15 protein-coding genes are annotated in these 14,259 nt (G+C 64.8%); 8 read left to right on the top strand and 7 right to left on the bottom strand.

Annotated features, from left to right (window positions below):
- Positions 1–57 precede the first annotated feature (57 nt).
- Together GS429_RS20950 and GS429_RS20945 are read left to right on the top strand one after the other, a co-directional pair.
- Complete coding sequence (locus GS429_RS20950) at positions 58–1,065, top strand: PrsW family intramembrane metalloprotease (RefSeq protein WP_160067846.1); 1,008 nt, start codon at positions 58–60, stop codon at positions 1,063–1,065.
- A 127-nt stretch (positions 1,066–1,192) separates the two neighbouring features.
- Entirely contained in the window at positions 1,193–3,334 is a 2,142-nt protein-coding gene (locus tag GS429_RS20945) for a midas domain-containing protein (protein ID WP_160067844.1), read from the top strand.
- An 82-nt stretch (positions 3,335–3,416) separates the two neighbouring features.
- On the opposite strand, the gene GS429_RS20940 is transcribed toward GS429_RS20945, so the two are convergent.
- Positions 3,417–4,022 (bottom strand): riboflavin synthase, encoded by a 606-nt coding sequence (locus GS429_RS20940; protein WP_160067842.1) that lies wholly within the window; start codon positions 4,020–4,022, stop codon positions 3,417–3,419.
- A 132-nt stretch (positions 4,023–4,154) separates the two neighbouring features.
- Between GS429_RS20940 and GS429_RS20935 the strand changes: the two genes are divergently transcribed.
- Positions 4,155–4,445, top strand: coding sequence for a DUF7533 family protein (locus GS429_RS20935; protein ID WP_160067840.1), 291 nt, complete (start codon positions 4,155–4,157; stop codon positions 4,443–4,445).
- A 74-nt stretch (positions 4,446–4,519) separates the two neighbouring features.
- The gene (locus GS429_RS20930) at positions 4,520–4,660 is read left to right on the top strand and encodes a hypothetical protein (RefSeq protein WP_160067838.1); all 141 of its coding nucleotides are present in this window, start codon (positions 4,520–4,522) and stop codon (positions 4,658–4,660) included.
- Between the two features lie 106 nt (positions 4,661–4,766).
- Here GS429_RS20930 and GS429_RS20925 read toward each other — a convergent pair whose 3' ends face one another.
- The 4 genes from GS429_RS20925 to GS429_RS20915 form a co-directional block, all read right to left on the bottom strand.
- Positions 4,767–6,035 (bottom strand): M24 family metallopeptidase, encoded by a 1,269-nt coding sequence (locus tag GS429_RS20925; RefSeq protein ID WP_425438225.1) that lies wholly within the window; start codon positions 6,033–6,035, stop codon positions 4,767–4,769.
- Positions 6,032–7,903, bottom strand: coding sequence for a UvrD-helicase domain-containing protein (locus GS429_RS20920; protein ID WP_160067836.1), 1,872 nt, complete (start codon positions 7,901–7,903; stop codon positions 6,032–6,034). Before GS429_RS20920 ends, GS429_RS20925 begins: the two co-directional genes overlap by 4 nt.
- Before the next feature lie 105 nt (positions 7,904–8,008).
- Positions 8,009–8,167, bottom strand: a complete 159-nt coding sequence (locus GS429_RS22015) for a DUF7563 family protein (protein WP_162989746.1) — start codon at positions 8,165–8,167, stop codon at positions 8,009–8,011.
- A 169-nt stretch (positions 8,168–8,336) separates the two neighbouring features.
- Positions 8,337–8,522 (bottom strand): HVO_0416 family zinc finger protein, encoded by a 186-nt coding sequence (locus tag GS429_RS20915; protein ID WP_160067834.1) that lies wholly within the window; start codon positions 8,520–8,522, stop codon positions 8,337–8,339.
- Between the two features lie 174 nt (positions 8,523–8,696).
- Between GS429_RS20915 and ubaA the strand changes: the two genes are divergently transcribed.
- Positions 8,697–9,548 carry an SAMP-activating enzyme E1 gene (ubaA, locus tag GS429_RS20910; protein ID WP_160067832.1) on the top strand — a complete coding sequence of 284 codons (852 nt, stop codon included), beginning with the start codon at positions 8,697–8,699 and terminating at the stop codon, positions 9,546–9,548.
- A gap of 97 nt (positions 9,549–9,645) precedes the next feature.
- Here the strand turns inward: ubaA and GS429_RS20905 are convergent, their stop codons facing one another.
- Positions 9,646–10,602 (bottom strand): hypothetical protein, encoded by a 957-nt coding sequence (locus GS429_RS20905; RefSeq protein WP_328821524.1) that lies wholly within the window; start codon positions 10,600–10,602, stop codon positions 9,646–9,648.
- A 179-nt stretch (positions 10,603–10,781) separates the two neighbouring features.
- Between GS429_RS20905 and GS429_RS20900 the strand changes: the two genes are divergently transcribed.
- The 3 genes from GS429_RS20900 (at position 10,782) to GS429_RS20890 (ending at position 13,378) form a co-directional block, all read left to right on the top strand.
- Entirely contained in the window at positions 10,782–11,708 is a 927-nt protein-coding gene (locus GS429_RS20900; protein WP_160067830.1) for a phosphotransferase family protein, read from the top strand.
- Positions 11,709–11,858: 150 nt separating this feature from the next.
- Complete coding sequence (locus tag GS429_RS20895) at positions 11,859–12,638, top strand: endonuclease/exonuclease/phosphatase family protein (RefSeq protein ID WP_160067828.1); 780 nt, start codon at positions 11,859–11,861, stop codon at positions 12,636–12,638.
- A 68-nt stretch (positions 12,639–12,706) separates the two neighbouring features.
- Entirely contained in the window at positions 12,707–13,378 is a 672-nt protein-coding gene (locus GS429_RS20890; RefSeq protein WP_160067826.1) for a phospholipase D family protein, read from the top strand.
- A 29-nt stretch (positions 13,379–13,407) separates the two neighbouring features.
- Here the strand turns inward: GS429_RS20890 and GS429_RS20885 are convergent, their stop codons facing one another.
- Entirely contained in the window at positions 13,408–14,193 is a 786-nt protein-coding gene (locus GS429_RS20885; protein ID WP_160067824.1) for an SDR family oxidoreductase, read from the bottom strand.
- Positions 14,194–14,259: the final 66 nt, after the last annotated feature.

Below are 14,259 nucleotides of genomic sequence, written 5' to 3'. Positions count from 1 at the left end.
CATACTAGGAGAGAACGTCGCCGAACGCTTACCGGAAGGGACGGTGTAGCGACGGCCATGCAGCGAAGAAACGACTCGGTCGAACGGGCAGACGAGGAGTCGCGGGACCTCTATGACGTTTCGACGTGGGAACCTCGATCCGCGGTCGATCTGCTCGCGTACTCGATTTACAACGGCATCAGTTACGGGTTGCGAGCGATCGTTCTCGCCGTCGCGTTCGTGATCACGCTCACGCTGCTGGTTCAGCCTGCGGTGCTCGTCATCGACGAACCGCTCCTTGCGGCCTTCTTCGCGCTTTCGGTCGTCCCCGCGGGGTTGCTGGCGGCGTTTATCTGGTACACGGATATCACGACCAGCGAACCGCTCGGGCTTCTGGTCGTCACGTTCGTTCTGGCCGTACTGTTCGCAACGTTCGCCGCCGTCGTGAATTCGGCGTTCGGCCCGATCCTGCAGGCGATTCCCGTCGTCGGAACGGTCCTCTTTTTCTATCTGATCGTCGGCCCCGTCGAGGAAGGGGTCAAACTGCTCGCGGTCCGCGTCTTCGCGTATCGGAGCGATACATTCGATGCGGTCATCGACGGGACGGTCTACGGCGCGGTCGCCGGCCTGGGATTCGCCGCGATCGAGAACGCGATCTACATCTCCGGCACGGTTGCAACGGCAGAGACCGGCCTGTTCACCGCCGCGACCGGCATCGCGACCGTCCGGGCGCTTGTCGGCCCCGGCCACGTCATCTTCTCCGCGATCGCAGGCTACTACCTCGGTCTCGCCAAGTTCAACCCCGAACAGGCCGGTCCGATCGTCGTGAAGGGGCTGCTCATCGCCGCATTCGTTCACGGAACGTACAACGTGACCGTCGGGATCATCCCCGACTTCGTCGCCACCACCTACCCCGTTAGCTTCGGGTTGGCGTTCGTGGGCTACGTAATCGTCTTCGACCTCGCCGTCGGCTACTACCTCTATCGGAAGATCGCCCGCTACCGTCGCACCTACCGCGAAGTCAGAGACGACACCGGGACCCCGCCTCACCCGGAGCGAACCGAGTTCGAACCGCCCCAGCGGTGAGGCTAACGCGCGATCGCGGGTTCTCACGGCGACCGAGTTTCGGTTCCGGATACAACGGGAACGGACGACGGACGTACTGGCTGGTGCAGGCAACACAGACTCACGTCGGGCAGCGCAGTCCTGAGCCATGAGTGGGACGTTTACCGACGACGACATCGACAAAACCGTCGAGAACGCCAACGGCGAGGTGATCGGAACCGTCACGACCATCGAAGGCGACACCGCCCGCGTCGAGCCGCGTTCGGGCGTCATGGACTCCATCAAGGCCACTCTCGGCTGGCGCGGCACCGAGGATACGGTCGAGATTCACGAAGACGGCGTCGACGAGATTTCGAGCGAGTCGATCCGACTCGAGGCGGAGTCCGTCGACGCGCTCGAGTCGACGGAGTCGACCGTGGACGACGGAGCGGAGTCCGCTGAACCGGCTCGGTCCGTTTCCGAAACCGGAACGGGAATGGAAACGGAAACGGAAACAGGGGCGGAACTCGAGCCCGATAACGCCGCGGAACGGGACCCCGGAACCGGATTCGTCGAGGACTCGAGCGAGATACCGGACCGGAACAGCGCCGACGAAATGGGCGGGCCGGCGACCGGGAACGCAGCCGAGCGGGCGGACGAACCGGACGCGTCCGAGACACGAGCGAAGACGGATGTGATCTCCGATTCGGAGCCGGACGACGCGATTACCCGATCCGAACCGGACGATGAAACCGATGATCCTGAGACGGACGATGCGATGATGGACCGATTCGAGGAGCGACGCGAAACCGAAGCGATGGGTGCGGCCGGCGGGCAGGACGCGGGCGACGAGGGAGGCGAGAGCGAGTTTCAGGAGGTGACTGGAGAGCAAGAACGGGCCAGAGAGACGGGTGACGTCGAACTCCAGGACGAAACTGCTGTGCCCGACGAAACCGAAACGGACGTGCCGTCCAACCCGATGAACGAGGCGGCCGAAACGGAAGTACGGGGCGGCGAAACGGCCCGTGGTACCGACCCGACGGAGAAGAGCGGGGGGATCGAACCGAGTGACGACGGTCCCGACGGTAGCGACCAATCGGCGACCGACCGATCGGACCTGTCCGCCGACGTGACCTCCGGTGTCGATATCGAATCGGCCGCAGACGACACCGAGTCCGACGAACTGGGCAGCATCGACGGGCAACACGAGGTGGAGGATAACGTCGCCGACGAGCTAGACACCGGCGTCGATCTCGAGTCGGCCGCGGAATCCAAGGACACCGGTGATCTCGAGACTGGCGACGGACCGAGCGGGACCGACGAGATGGATCTGACGGACGAACTGGACACCGGCGTCGATATCGAATCGGCGACCGAAGCGGATGCTCGCTCGGAATCGAAGGCGGATCCGCGACCGGAGACGGAACTCGACCCCGATGTGGAGGGGCGCTCGCCGTCTCCGACGGACAGCCGTCCGGAGACCGAACTGGATCCGGATTCCGCCGACACCGAGGCAGCGGCGACGGACGCTCAGGACGTCTCTGACGAAATCGATCCCGGCGTCGATATCGAAGCGGCGGCGGACCCCGATGAGCGCTCGGACCCTGCGGTCGATCCCGACGCGATTGCGGGTCGGGGGATGGACGCTGACACAGGCACCGATATCGACGGCGATACTGATGCCGATGCCGAAACGGAGTCGGATCCCGACGCGGCTGCTCGTGAACTGATTTCGGAAGGGGCCGCGGCGACGGAGCGAGAGACAGCGACTCCGGACGACGCCCCGCCGACCCGATCGTCGACCGCCGAATCCGAGAGCGACGCCGCCAGTCAGCAGCCCCGTCGCTCACCATCGTCGCTCGCGGCCATGCTCGCCGCACAGCAGGACGCGATGACGAACGGACAGCAACTGATCAAACGGGGACTGGCCGTCCAACAGCGCGCCGCGCGGGGGGCAGTCGAAGCGCCGCTGGTCGCCCAGCGCCAGGGTCTCGAGGCGAGCCAGGCCGTTACCCGGAGCTACTTCGACGCCGTCGCTTCGTTGCTGGGTACGGACGCCGATAAGTCAGGCGAGCAGCCACAGTCGATGGACGAAGCGGTCGCCGAACTCGAGGCGGTACACGTCCGCGAGGCGAACGACGAACTCTCCGAACAGGTCGCGGACCATCTCGAGCAGATTCAGGCGATTCAGGACCAACTCGACCGGCAGACCGAACGAGGAAGCGAACAGGCCGCGGCGCTGCTCGAGCGCCAGGTCGAGTTGCTCGAGGCGTGTCGGCGGCGACTGGACGCGAGCGATCGAACGAAGTAGAGCGTTCGGACGGTCCAGTAGACGGTGTTCCGCCCGACTGCGGCCGGTAGTCGCGGAATCGAGAAGCGAAGCGACCCCCTCGCTACTCGAAGCGGGCCTCGAGCAGTCGTTCGACGTACTTCGCGAGAACGTCGACCTCGAGGTGGACCGGGTCGCCGGGCTCCTTTTCCGCGAGGGTCGTGAGATCGTAGGTGGTCGGGATGATCGCGACGGTTACCCGCCCGGGTTCCTCGTCGAGGTCGGCGACAGTCAGACTGATCCCGTCGAGCGTGATCGACCCCTTCTCGACGACGTACCGCTCGTAACCCTCGGGAAGTTCGAACTCGAAGAACCAATCCTCTTCGACCGATTCGATAGCCGAAACCGTCGCGACCGCGTCGACGTGACCCTGGACGACGTGCCCGTCGAACCGACCGTCGGCCGGCATCGCGCGCTCTAAATTGACCGCATTGCCCTCGGCGAGGGTGCCCAGATAGGTCCGTTCGACCGTCTCGGTCGCGAGGAAGACCTCGAACCACGCCCCGTCTTCGAAGCGTTCGACCGTGAGACAGACGCCGCTGACGCTGATGCTTTGGCCGTGTTCGAGCCCCGTCGCGACCTCATCGGCACCGATACGGAGACGAAGACCGTCCTCGGTTCGCTCTCGAGCGACGATCTCGCCGGTTTCCTCGACGATTCCCGTGAACATACTCGGACGTGCCAGCCGACGGATAAAGGTGTTCTGAACCTGTCATGCGTTCCAGTTCTGCGATGGTGCTCGAACGGCGGTCGGCGAACACAGTCGCCGTCCTTTTGACGACACCCGCGTTACCAGCGTGCAATGGCCGGTATCATCGATACGATCAAACTCGCGGGGGTCCTCGTGCTCGCGCTGCCCGCCGCGCTCGCCGGACTCGAGTTGTTACTGGTTCGCGGTCAGACCATGGCCGGCGGCATCCTGCTCGTCCTTGCGGTGTTGCTCGTCGTCGTCCAGCGACGGGTGACGACGCCGACGGATGTTCCGGGACTCGCCGCCAAACGCGTCGTGGGCGCGGTCACGAGCGATTCGGATACCGAACCGGACGAGAGCCGCGACGTGGTAGACGTGTCTCGCGATGACGATCGTTCGTAGTGCGTCGTTCGTCGCGACCCAGCGGCTGAGAGTTATGTTCCTTCGAGTGTACGAACGAGCAAGGAGAGATCACCATGGCCGACTCCCTCCTCGGAATCCTCAAACTCGGCGAAGTCCTAATCGATGCGATCGTCAGTCTCTCCGGTCGGATGACCGGTTCGGATCGAGACGACGAGGAAGAGCAGACTGCGAACGAAACCGGCGAGGGTAGCTGATACAGTCTGTAACAGCTCGGTTTTTCATACGGATTGCTGTAACTAGTTACCGTCGATCGCCGACCCCGTTCTGGTGATCGGCGGTCATTGACTACAGTAAACCGTATCAGTCCTCGAGCAACGCCGTCGGCTCGAGCGAGCGCGACGGCCCCTCGAATAGCTCGGGTCGCTCCCCCGTCTCGCCTTTGACGAGGAGATCCGCGATCCGGAGCCACTGCCCGTCGGCGACGTGGACCGCGGACTCGAGCCGAACGACGCTTCCGGGTTCGATTTGGTCGCCGCCCTCGAGCGGCCGTTCGCGGGGTTCGAGACCGACGCCGGCGACTCGCGTCCGGACGTCCTCGCCCTCCCCGAATCCGAAGGCGCGGACCTCGGCCTCGAGATCGGCTTCGACCCTCGTGACGGACTCCGTATCCGCCGTCAGCATCGCCCGTGCGGACTGGAACGACTGCGTGACGCCGACGTGGGCCCGACGCTCCCGGCCGCCGTCGCCGTCGACGACGAGCGTCCGAACGAGGCTGCCATAGTAGCCGTCCGGGCCGCGGGGTGTCGCCTCGAGAACGATCGGCTCGCCGGGTCGAAGCGCGCTGTCGTTGTGGTCGGTAGGTTCGGTTCCGGTTCCGGTCCCGGTCCGGGTTTCGTTTTCGTTTTCGTTCTCGCGCTCGCTCTCGTTTTCCTTACCGATCTCAGTGCCAGTGTCGTCGCCAGCATCGCGACTCGATGGCGTATGTCCGGGATCGGGGTTGACGACGGTGTTGCCCGCGGGAAACGCACCCGCTGAAACGATGGCCTCGTCGATCGCCGTGCGAAGGCGCTCGGGAGTCACCGGCCGCCCGTCGGCCACGAGTCGGCCGTCGTCGCCGACCGCATCGGCGAGCAGCGACGCCCCGCTGCGGATCCCGGCGCTGGCGGCGGCCTGTACGGCCGCGATTCGCTCGCATTCGGTCGCCGTTTTCGTCGCTCGAGCGGCGTCGATGACGTCCGTCGAGGCGAGTTCGAAGCCGGCGGTCTCGAGATACAGTGCGGCGTCGTGGGGAATCCGTGCCGGCGTCAGTACCAGCGTCGATTCAACACGTTCGGCCAATCGGGATGCGAGCCGTTCTGCGGGGTGGGTCGATGCGTTCGCAGCCGCATCGATGAGCCACTCCTGACCGTCGAACGCGATTGCGACGGCGCCCCGTCGGGACCAACAGTACCGGATTGCGGGATCGGCTTCGGATCCGGCGTGGACGAACGCCACCGCGTCGCGGGCCTCGAGCGCCTCGCTGATGGTGGACCTGAGGTGTGATCTGACACTGTCGTCGGTATCGATATCGGCGCCACCGTCGCTACCCCTATCAGCCCCGCCACCGCCCGTCGGATCGCCACCGGTCACGGCGCTTCGGCTTCGACCTCTTCGCCGTCGGCAGCGTCCTGTGGCTGCTGGGCCTCCTCGATCAGTTCCTCCATGCTCGCGTCGGTAAGCTCGTTGTTGAGCAAGACGTCGATGGGGAGCGTCGGCGCGCCGTCGACGAGGTTCTCGAGCAGAACCAACCGTTCGCGGGCCCGAGACATGCCGACGTAGAAGACGCGGCGTTCGTTGTCGGTCAGGACGGGCACGGGCGAGGAGCTCTTGGTGAACTCCTCGCAGTCGGGGATGTCCGTGGGGTCGTCGACGGTCGCGACCATCTGCTCGACGACCTTCTCGGTGAGGTCGGTGCCGACGATGACGTGGTCGGCCTCGCGGCCCTTCGCGGAGTGGATGGTGCCGACCCGGACGCGGTCGGTCTCCATCTCGAGGTACTCGCCGATCGCGAAGTACGACCGCACGCTCTTCTTCTGGAAGTTGGTCACTTTCCGGACCATGTCGCCCGCCGACGCGGGACCGGGCATGAACGGCGCGTGGTCCTGGACGACTTCGGACGGGATCATGAGGTCCTCCAAGTCCTCGATGCCAGCTTCCTCCTGGCGCTCGTCGATCTCGTCGAACAGTTCGTCGCGCTCGTTGGTGCCGAACGCCGACTCCTGGAGCATATCGGCGAGTCGCCGGGCTTGCAGGCCGGTCACGTCCTCGCCCTCGTCGATCGCCTCGACGGCACGGACGTACTGGGTGAGTCGATCGGTCCACATCCGCTGGTCGGTCAGCGACGTGAACGGAATGCCCTCGGTGATGAACTCGTCGATGAACTGGAACATCTGATACCGCGCTCGGAACAACACCATGACGGTGCCGTCGCTCTCGATGAGCGTTCGGCGGACGTTTCGGACGACGTCGAGCATGGACGCGTTCGCTCGAGCCTCGACGGCACCGCCCTCCTTGCGCGGTTTGAGGTCCTTGTCCTGGCGCGTCTCGATGTGACGAATCTCCTTGTTGACGGCGTTGAGGACGTTCGACGGCAGTCGGTAGGAGTTCGGCAGAATAATGTCCTCGTCGACTTCTTCGTCGAGCAGGAGTGCGGGGTCAGCACCTTGCCAGGAGTAGACGACCTGGTCGTCGTCGCCGGCGATCAGGACCTGTTTCATGTGGGGTTTCCACTCCTCGTAGACGTCGTACTGAAGGGTGGTGATGTCCTGAAACTCGTCGATCACCAGATAATCGACGCTCGGCAGCAGCGAGCGCTGTTTCACGCGCTCTAACATGTCCGCGAACCCGATCTTGCCTTCCTCGCCCTTGTAGTTGCGCCAGGCACGGATCGCTTCGGGGACGTCGATCCGATCGTCGTCGGAGGGCCAGGTCGGCGTGTATTTGTTCCCTTCCTGTGCGTTGGGGTCGATTTCGGGTGGCAGACGGACCTCCTCTTCGTCCCACTGGAACGGCACGTCGTACCAGTCCGAAACCTCGCGGCTGGTCCGCTGGAGCCACTGACTCGTCGCGATGATCTTGTTGCCGATCGTCGTCGATCGGGCGGTCCGGCGGCCGGCACCGCTGTATTCGTCTTCGTACTCGATGCCGAAATCTTCGCAAAACTCCTCCTTGTCGGATTCGCCGATTACGTCGCTTCGAGAGAGATCCAGAAGTTCGTAGGCTTTCGCGTGCATCGTACAGACGTTGCCCTGCAGTGCACGTGGGCTCTCGTCGAGCCGTTCGGCCAGTCGTTCGCGAACCTCCTGTGCAGCCGCTCGTGTGTACGAGACGACAAGGATATCCCGGAATGTAACGCCGTCTTCCTCGAGAATTTCTTCGACGTGGTCGAGCAGGGCAGTCGTCTTCCCGCTGCCCGGACCACCGAACAACCGGGTCACCTTCGTCTCCGTGGTAGCCATTGTAGCTGTTCAAGAGCGCAATACCCATAAGTCACGTGGGTTTCCGTCGATAGAAACCCGTCTGCCAGTTTGAACCCGCCCGACGGCGGCGGGTCGGCGACGCCGTCAGGGGTTTCGCGGGGAGCGTGCGGTTCGGATGTCAGCACCGTCTCGAATCTTGTCCTGACAGTCGGGACAGACCCGCGGATCGTCGACGCCACGCGGGGTAAACACGCGAGCGTACGCATCCGTCACGAACGCACCGCAGTTCTGGCATTCCGGCATTGTTGTTCGTAAAACACCTACGTGAACAATACATTATAATTGTGTCGCATGACAGTGGGGAAAATAGCGGTCGTCGCGACTGAACAGCGTCGTGTCGACAGCACAGACGGCGGGTTCTGACTGCTGAGACGCTATCGTCCGAAAAATGGACCGGCGATTGCTGACGGCGTTACGGGGTCGGTTCCCACCCGCAGACGGTACAGGAGCTCGCGGCCGTATCGTGGAGGCCGCCACAGTCGGGACACTGTTTCTTGTTATACTCTTGCTCCCACCCCACTCGTTCTACCGTGTGGCCGCGATCCGAGAGGAATTGGTCGACGACATCGTCACCGGCATCATTGGGTGAGGTTGCCATAGGTATGCCAATGCGCACCATACTATTAAATCGTCTGGTTCACCCACAGACCTGCCTCGACCAGTTGTCGGATTGTGGCGGCTATCGAATGCGGTCGCTCGATCCGTTGTCACCCCTTCTACCAACCCCGAACCGACCCGCGGATTTTTCTCGCTCTCACACCAAGTACCGGCTATGAGCGACCTGCGCCTCGATGCGACCCAACTCGATCGCTACTCGAGACACGTGATCATGGACGAAATCGGCCCCGAAGGCCAGCAACGCCTGCTCGAGGCGTCGGTGCTGGTCGTCGGTGCGGGCGGGCTGGGATCGCCGGCAATCCAGTACCTCGCGGCGGCCGGAGTCGGGCGGCTGGGGATCGTCGACGACGACGTCGTCGAACGGTCGAACCTGCAGCGACAGATCGTCCACGGCGACGACGACGTGGGCCGCCCCAAGGTCGAGAGCGCGGCCGACTACGTCGCGGCGCTCAACCCGGATATCGACGTCGACGCCCACGAGATCCGGATCGACGCCGACAACGTCGCGGACCTGGTCGCTGAGTACGACGTCGTCCTCGACGCCAGCGACAACTTCGCCACGCGATACCTGCTGAACGATCACTGCGTGCTCACCGGAACGCCGCTCTCTCACGGCGCGATCTACCGCTTCGAAGGGCAGGTGACAACGTTCACGAACGAACGCGGCGGGGAATCCGACGGATCTGCGGACTCGCCGCCGTGTTACCGCTGTATCTTTCCCGAGGCACCCGAGCCCGGTACCGTTCCCGACTGTGCGACCACCGGCGTCCTCGGCGTCCTCCCCGGCACCGTCGGCTGCATTCAGGCCACCGAGGTCGTCAAGTACGTTCTCGGCAAGGGCGAGTCCCTGGAGGGCCGGCTCCTGATGTACGACGCGATGGACATGAGCTTCGAGACGGTCGATGTCCTGTCGAATCCGGCCTGTCCGGTCTGTGGCGACGAGCCCGAGATCGAGTCGGTCGACGACGTGTCGTACGAAGGAAGCTGCGAGATTTCGGCGGACTAGGGGTGGTAGGCGGCAGTCGGCGGTCGGTGGCTGATCTGTTCTCGAATTACGGGCCACGAACTCGCCGAACTCGCCAAATTCGTCGAACTCGCCGAACTCATTGCATCCGTTCGACCGCGAACTCGCGGAGTTCCAGCGCGCCGATGAGACCGATGCAGGAGACGAAGGCGACGGTCCCGAGTTTGCCGCCGGCACCGTCGAACGCGGGCGTCACCGCGAGAAAGACGAACCCCGACAGCCCGCCGACGAGCGCGATGTGGGCGATGCCGCCCAGCCGTTCCACGCTTGACATCCCGACGAAGGAGGCACAGAAGGCCGCGGCGGCCAGCGTCGTCCCCAGTTCCGGCGCGGCCAGCGGGAACGCGACGCCGGCCGCGACGCCGACGACTCCGGAGCCGATGACCGCACCCAACTCGAGTCGAACGCTCAGGACGACCGTCGCGACGGCCCCGAGGACCGCCACCGGGACGATGGTGGAGACGAGCTCCCACTGCGGGGGCCCGGCGCTGGTGTAGTCGAGGCCCACAATCGCGGCCGTCGTGACACAGCCGAACAGCGCGAGCGTTCCCAGCTTTCCGCCGACGCCGCCGAACGACTCCGTCGACGCCACGAAGCCGAGGCCGGCGACGACTCCTGCGAGCGCGACGAACTCGAGCGATGCGAACACCGCCGGAGAGGCCATGCCGACGAAGGAGCCGCAGTAGGCCGGCGCACCGACTTCGGGGATCGTGAGCCCGACGAGCAGTCCGACGAGCGCGGAGGCCAGAACCGGCCCGAGCCCGGCAGAGACGCTCAGCGCGTAGGTGACGACGGCCCCGGCAACGACTGCGAGCGCGTCGATCCCGTCCGAGCGGTCGAACCCGGGGGTCTCAAACTGACTCAATTCGCGTCGGTGCTCGACAACGCCGGCGACGGCGGCGGTGAGGACGAGTCCGATCTGGACGCCGACCGTTCCGGTCGAGAGGGAAACCGGGGCGGTCGCCGAGTTTACGAGCAACGCGCCGGCCGTAAGCACCAGCGCGAAATAGCCAGCGAGCTGTGCCGGACGGTACACAACCCCTGCCACGAGAACAGGGGAGGAGAGGATTACGGTTCGGTGCCGGGCCCTCGACGCAATCCGAAATCGGTATCGTTACGTTCCGCTCTCGAGAACGTCTCTTCCGACTCCGTTCTGACCGGAGCGGCAGCGCCGTGCTGGCCCGGTCGGCCACCGCCCGTCAGCGGCTTCCACCGATGAAATCGAAGATCGAAACGACGCTTGCACAGTACGCTGATGACGGCACGGTCGTCCGCGAACTCCACGACGTTCCGCCCTACCGGGTGTACGAAGTTCGACTCGACGGCAGACGATCGGTTCTCAAAATCGACGATCATCCGCGAGGGCACGCGGCCGACGAAGGGCGCGTCCACGACTACGTCTCGTCGAACGCGTCGGCGCCGGTTCCGGACGTACTCGCTATCGGTACCGATCACTACCTCACGACGTGGGACGACGATATCGACCGGTCAACGGCGACGGTCGAACCGACATGGGCTCGCGCCGCGGGCCGCTGGCTCGGTACGCTCCACGCCGACACGACCGGGGAGTTCGACGGCTTCGGTCGGCCTCGAGACGGTCCCTCGGGTCTCGAACTCGAGGCGCACGACGACTGGATCGATGCCGCGCGGGAACGCCTCGCGTTCCACCGTGCGTTTCTGGCTCCGCTCGGCTACGGTGCCGTCGTGGACGCCGTCGATCGGTTTCTGAAAAATAACCCGAACGCTTTCGATGGCGCTGGCGAGCCCGTACTCTGTCACGGGGATATCCACCCCGATCATCTCGTCCACGTCGATGGTCAAGTTACCGCGGCGATCGACTTCGAACACGCGTTCGTCGCACCGGCCGAGTACGACTACTGGCGAACGGTGATGCCGTACTTCGAGGCGTGCGACGACGTCTCCGAGGCCGCCGCTCGCGCGTTTCGGACGGGCTACGAATCCGTTCGGCCCCTTCCCGAGGACCTCGAGCGCCGACGCCTCGCGTACCGCGCCGTCAATCTGGTCGCGTTTCTCGAGTCGCTGTTCCTGCAGGAAAACGCGGGCCCGGAACGGCGGGAAGCCCTCGGCGATCAGCTGCGGACGGCCGCGTTCGAGACGCTCGAGGCGCTTCGTGAAAAATGAGTGAGCGGATCTGCCACCCGAAGTCGGGACGTACTCGACTGTCGACGGCTCCCCCACCCCCGGCAGAGTAATAGTTATATCCGACACTCACCGAATACGACCGAACGAGTCCTCGAGACGTTCGACGCGAGGCTCGACGCTCCACGTGCCATGAAAATCCTCTCCTGTAACGCGGGCTATCTGCTCGGCTATCAGAACGTCTGCTGGGGCTACGTCCCGCCACCGATCGGCTCGCTGCTCGGCGACACCGACGTGGAACGGCAAAAACTCGACCAACTCGTCTCGGTGATCGAGCGCGAGCGCCCCGATGTCGTTTCGCTCCTCGAGGTCGACCGCGGATCTCACCGGACGGTCACCGACGGGCAGTTTCGAACACTCGTCGATACCCTCGCCGAACGAGGGCTGTCCTACAGGGGCAACGTCGCCAACAAGTACGGGGACGGCGGAATCGTCGGATCGCTGCCGTTCTTCGGCTACCTCGGAAACGCCGTGCTCTCGCGGTCGGATCGCCGGACGACCACCCACTACCTGTCGGCCGGCCGAAAACGACTGGTGCTCGAGGTGTCGCTTGCCCCCGAGACGGTCCTGTTCGTCGTCCACCTTTCGTTGGGCGGTCGGAGCAGGCGGCGGCAGCTCCGTCAGCTCGCCGAGCTGGTGACCGAGCGAGCCGAGGGGCGGGACGTGATCGTGACCGGAGACTTCAACACCTTCGACGGGGCCGACGAGCTGGGTGCCTTCACCGACCGTGCCGGGCTCGAGACGCGGGTCCCCGGCGAGACCGTTCCGGCGCGGCCGTTCGACGATCTGTTCGTCTCCTCGCGCAGTCTCGACCTGTTCTGTTGCTCGCCGAGCGTCGACGTCGACCGATGCGATGTCCTGAACGTCCAGCTGTCCGATCACCGGCCGATCGTCCTCGAGACGGACGACTGACCGCTCCGCGTTCTCGCTCGAGACCCAACACACGAAATTCATAACGACCGGTGGGAAACGCTACAGCGATGAACACGTCGCCGATACCCGAATTCGAGGTCGATCCGGCGGTCGGGCTATTGGGAACGAACGACGCTGACCGCCGAGTTCAGGACGCGCTGGCCGATCTGTTCGCCGGTGACGGGACGATATATCTCGTCAGCGGCTATTTCACCTACCAGGGGTATCTGGCGATCCGTGACGATATCGTCTCGTTTCTCGAGCGCTCCCGGGACAACGTGCTGATCTCGGTGGTCGGCCCCGCCTCCGACCAGTTTTCGGCCCGCATCGCCCGCGACCTCTGGGCGCTCGACGACCGCGAGCAGGTGCGATTGTACAAACGGCCCCGCGGCCTCCACGCGAAGCTCTACATTCGCGACGGCCCGAACCCGCGGTGTATCGTCGGCTCCGCGAACATCACGCAGGTCGCCTTCGAGTACAACGTCGAACTGGGCCTCGAGATGACTCGAGAGAGTCGCGACCATCCGGATCTACGGCCGTTTTTCGACTGGGCCGAGGGGATCGTGGCGACCGCCGAGCCGTTAGGGCGACGTGACCTCCTCGGACCCGTCCAGATCGCGAGTTCGGTCGTCAACTGGTCGAACAAGGCGCGACTGCTCCCGTCGCGCAACGTGGCGCTCAGAGTGGTGCCCGCGTTGCTGTTGCTCGTCGGCCTCGCGGGCCTGTTTCGGCTCGTGTGAAACCGGCTCGCGCTCGCTCGCAGTTCCGTCTAACTCCGTAACAGCCCGCCGTCGATCGGCAGTTCGACGCCGTTGACGAAACTCGAGCGCGGACTCGAAAGCACCGCCACGATAGCTCCCAACTCGCGGGGCTCGCCGATTCGGTCCATCGGGATTTCGTCGGCGAGTTCCGCCAGCCCCTCCTCGTAGTCCTCGTAGACGCCGCGCTCGATGTTGGCCTCGATCAGTTCCTCGATGCGAGGCGTTTCGATCGTTCCCGGCAGCACCGCGTTCGCGCGGACTTCGGGTGCGAACTCCCGCGAAATCGTCTTCACGAGTCCGATCACGCCCCGACGCACGGCGTTCGAGAGCAACAGGCCGTCCGCGACCTCCCGGACCGTCCGGGACGTAATGCAGGTGATCGTGCCGTACTCGGATTCGATCAGGTGCTCGTGCGCTTCCTCGACGGTCCAGACGACGCTCATCACCAGCAGGTCGTAGGCCTGGTACCAGTCCTGTTCGTCCGTCTCGAGGAACGTCGTACTCGGCGGCCCGCCGGCGGAGGTGACGAGGTGATCGAGGCCGCCGAAGGCGTCGACCGTCTCGCTGACGAGGCGGGAAACCTCGTCGGGGTCCGTGACGTCGGTCGGCGTAGCTCGGACGTCCCCTGTCGCCGTCTCCGCGATTTCAGCGCGAGCCTCTTCGAGTCGCTCCTCGTCGCGTCCACAGAGCATCACGTTCGCCCCCTCCTCGGCGAGCGCCTGCGCGCTCGCGAAACCGAGACCGCTCGAGGAGGCCGTTACCAGTGCGCTGTTACCGTCGAGGTCAAGTTCCATGTGCGGGGCCACGCCGGGGAGCTACTAAGTCCCGGTGCCACTGGCAAGGCGCTCGTGACCGAGCAC

Source organism: Natronorubrum halalkaliphilum, assembly GCF_009834785.1.
GTDB lineage: Archaea > Halobacteriota > Halobacteria > Halobacteriales > Natrialbaceae > Natronorubrum > Natronorubrum halalkaliphilum.
This window is presented reverse-complemented; position numbering and strand designations above follow the sequence as displayed.

Coding starts and splice junctions, on each gene's coding strand:
- GS429_RS20950 (WP_160067846.1), top strand. CDS start 58: ATGCAGCGAAGAAACGACTCGGTCGAACGGGCAGACGAGGAGTCGCGG.
- GS429_RS20945 (WP_160067844.1), top strand. CDS start 1,193: ATGAGTGGGACGTTTACCGACGACGACATCGACAAAACCGTCGAGAAC.
- GS429_RS20940 (WP_160067842.1), bottom strand. CDS start 4,022: ATGTTCACGGGAATCGTCGAGGAAACCGGCGAGATCGTCGCTCGAGAG.
- GS429_RS20935 (WP_160067840.1), top strand. CDS start 4,155: ATGGCCGGTATCATCGATACGATCAAACTCGCGGGGGTCCTCGTGCTC.
- GS429_RS20930 (WP_160067838.1), top strand. CDS start 4,520: ATGGCCGACTCCCTCCTCGGAATCCTCAAACTCGGCGAAGTCCTAATC.
- GS429_RS20920 (WP_160067836.1), bottom strand. CDS start 7,903: ATGGCTACCACGGAGACGAAGGTGACCCGGTTGTTCGGTGGTCCGGGC.
- GS429_RS22015 (WP_162989746.1), bottom strand. CDS start 8,167: ATGCCGGAATGCCAGAACTGCGGTGCGTTCGTGACGGATGCGTACGCT.
- GS429_RS20915 (WP_160067834.1), bottom strand. CDS start 8,522: ATGGCAACCTCACCCAATGATGCCGGTGACGATGTCGTCGACCAATTC.
- ubaA (WP_160067832.1), top strand. CDS start 8,697: ATGAGCGACCTGCGCCTCGATGCGACCCAACTCGATCGCTACTCGAGA.
- GS429_RS20900 (WP_160067830.1), top strand. CDS start 10,782: ATGAAATCGAAGATCGAAACGACGCTTGCACAGTACGCTGATGACGGC.
- GS429_RS20895 (WP_160067828.1), top strand. CDS start 11,859: ATGAAAATCCTCTCCTGTAACGCGGGCTATCTGCTCGGCTATCAGAAC.
- GS429_RS20890 (WP_160067826.1), top strand. CDS start 12,707: ATGAACACGTCGCCGATACCCGAATTCGAGGTCGATCCGGCGGTCGGG.
- GS429_RS20885 (WP_160067824.1), bottom strand. CDS start 14,193: ATGGAACTTGACCTCGACGGTAACAGCGCACTGGTAACGGCCTCCTCG.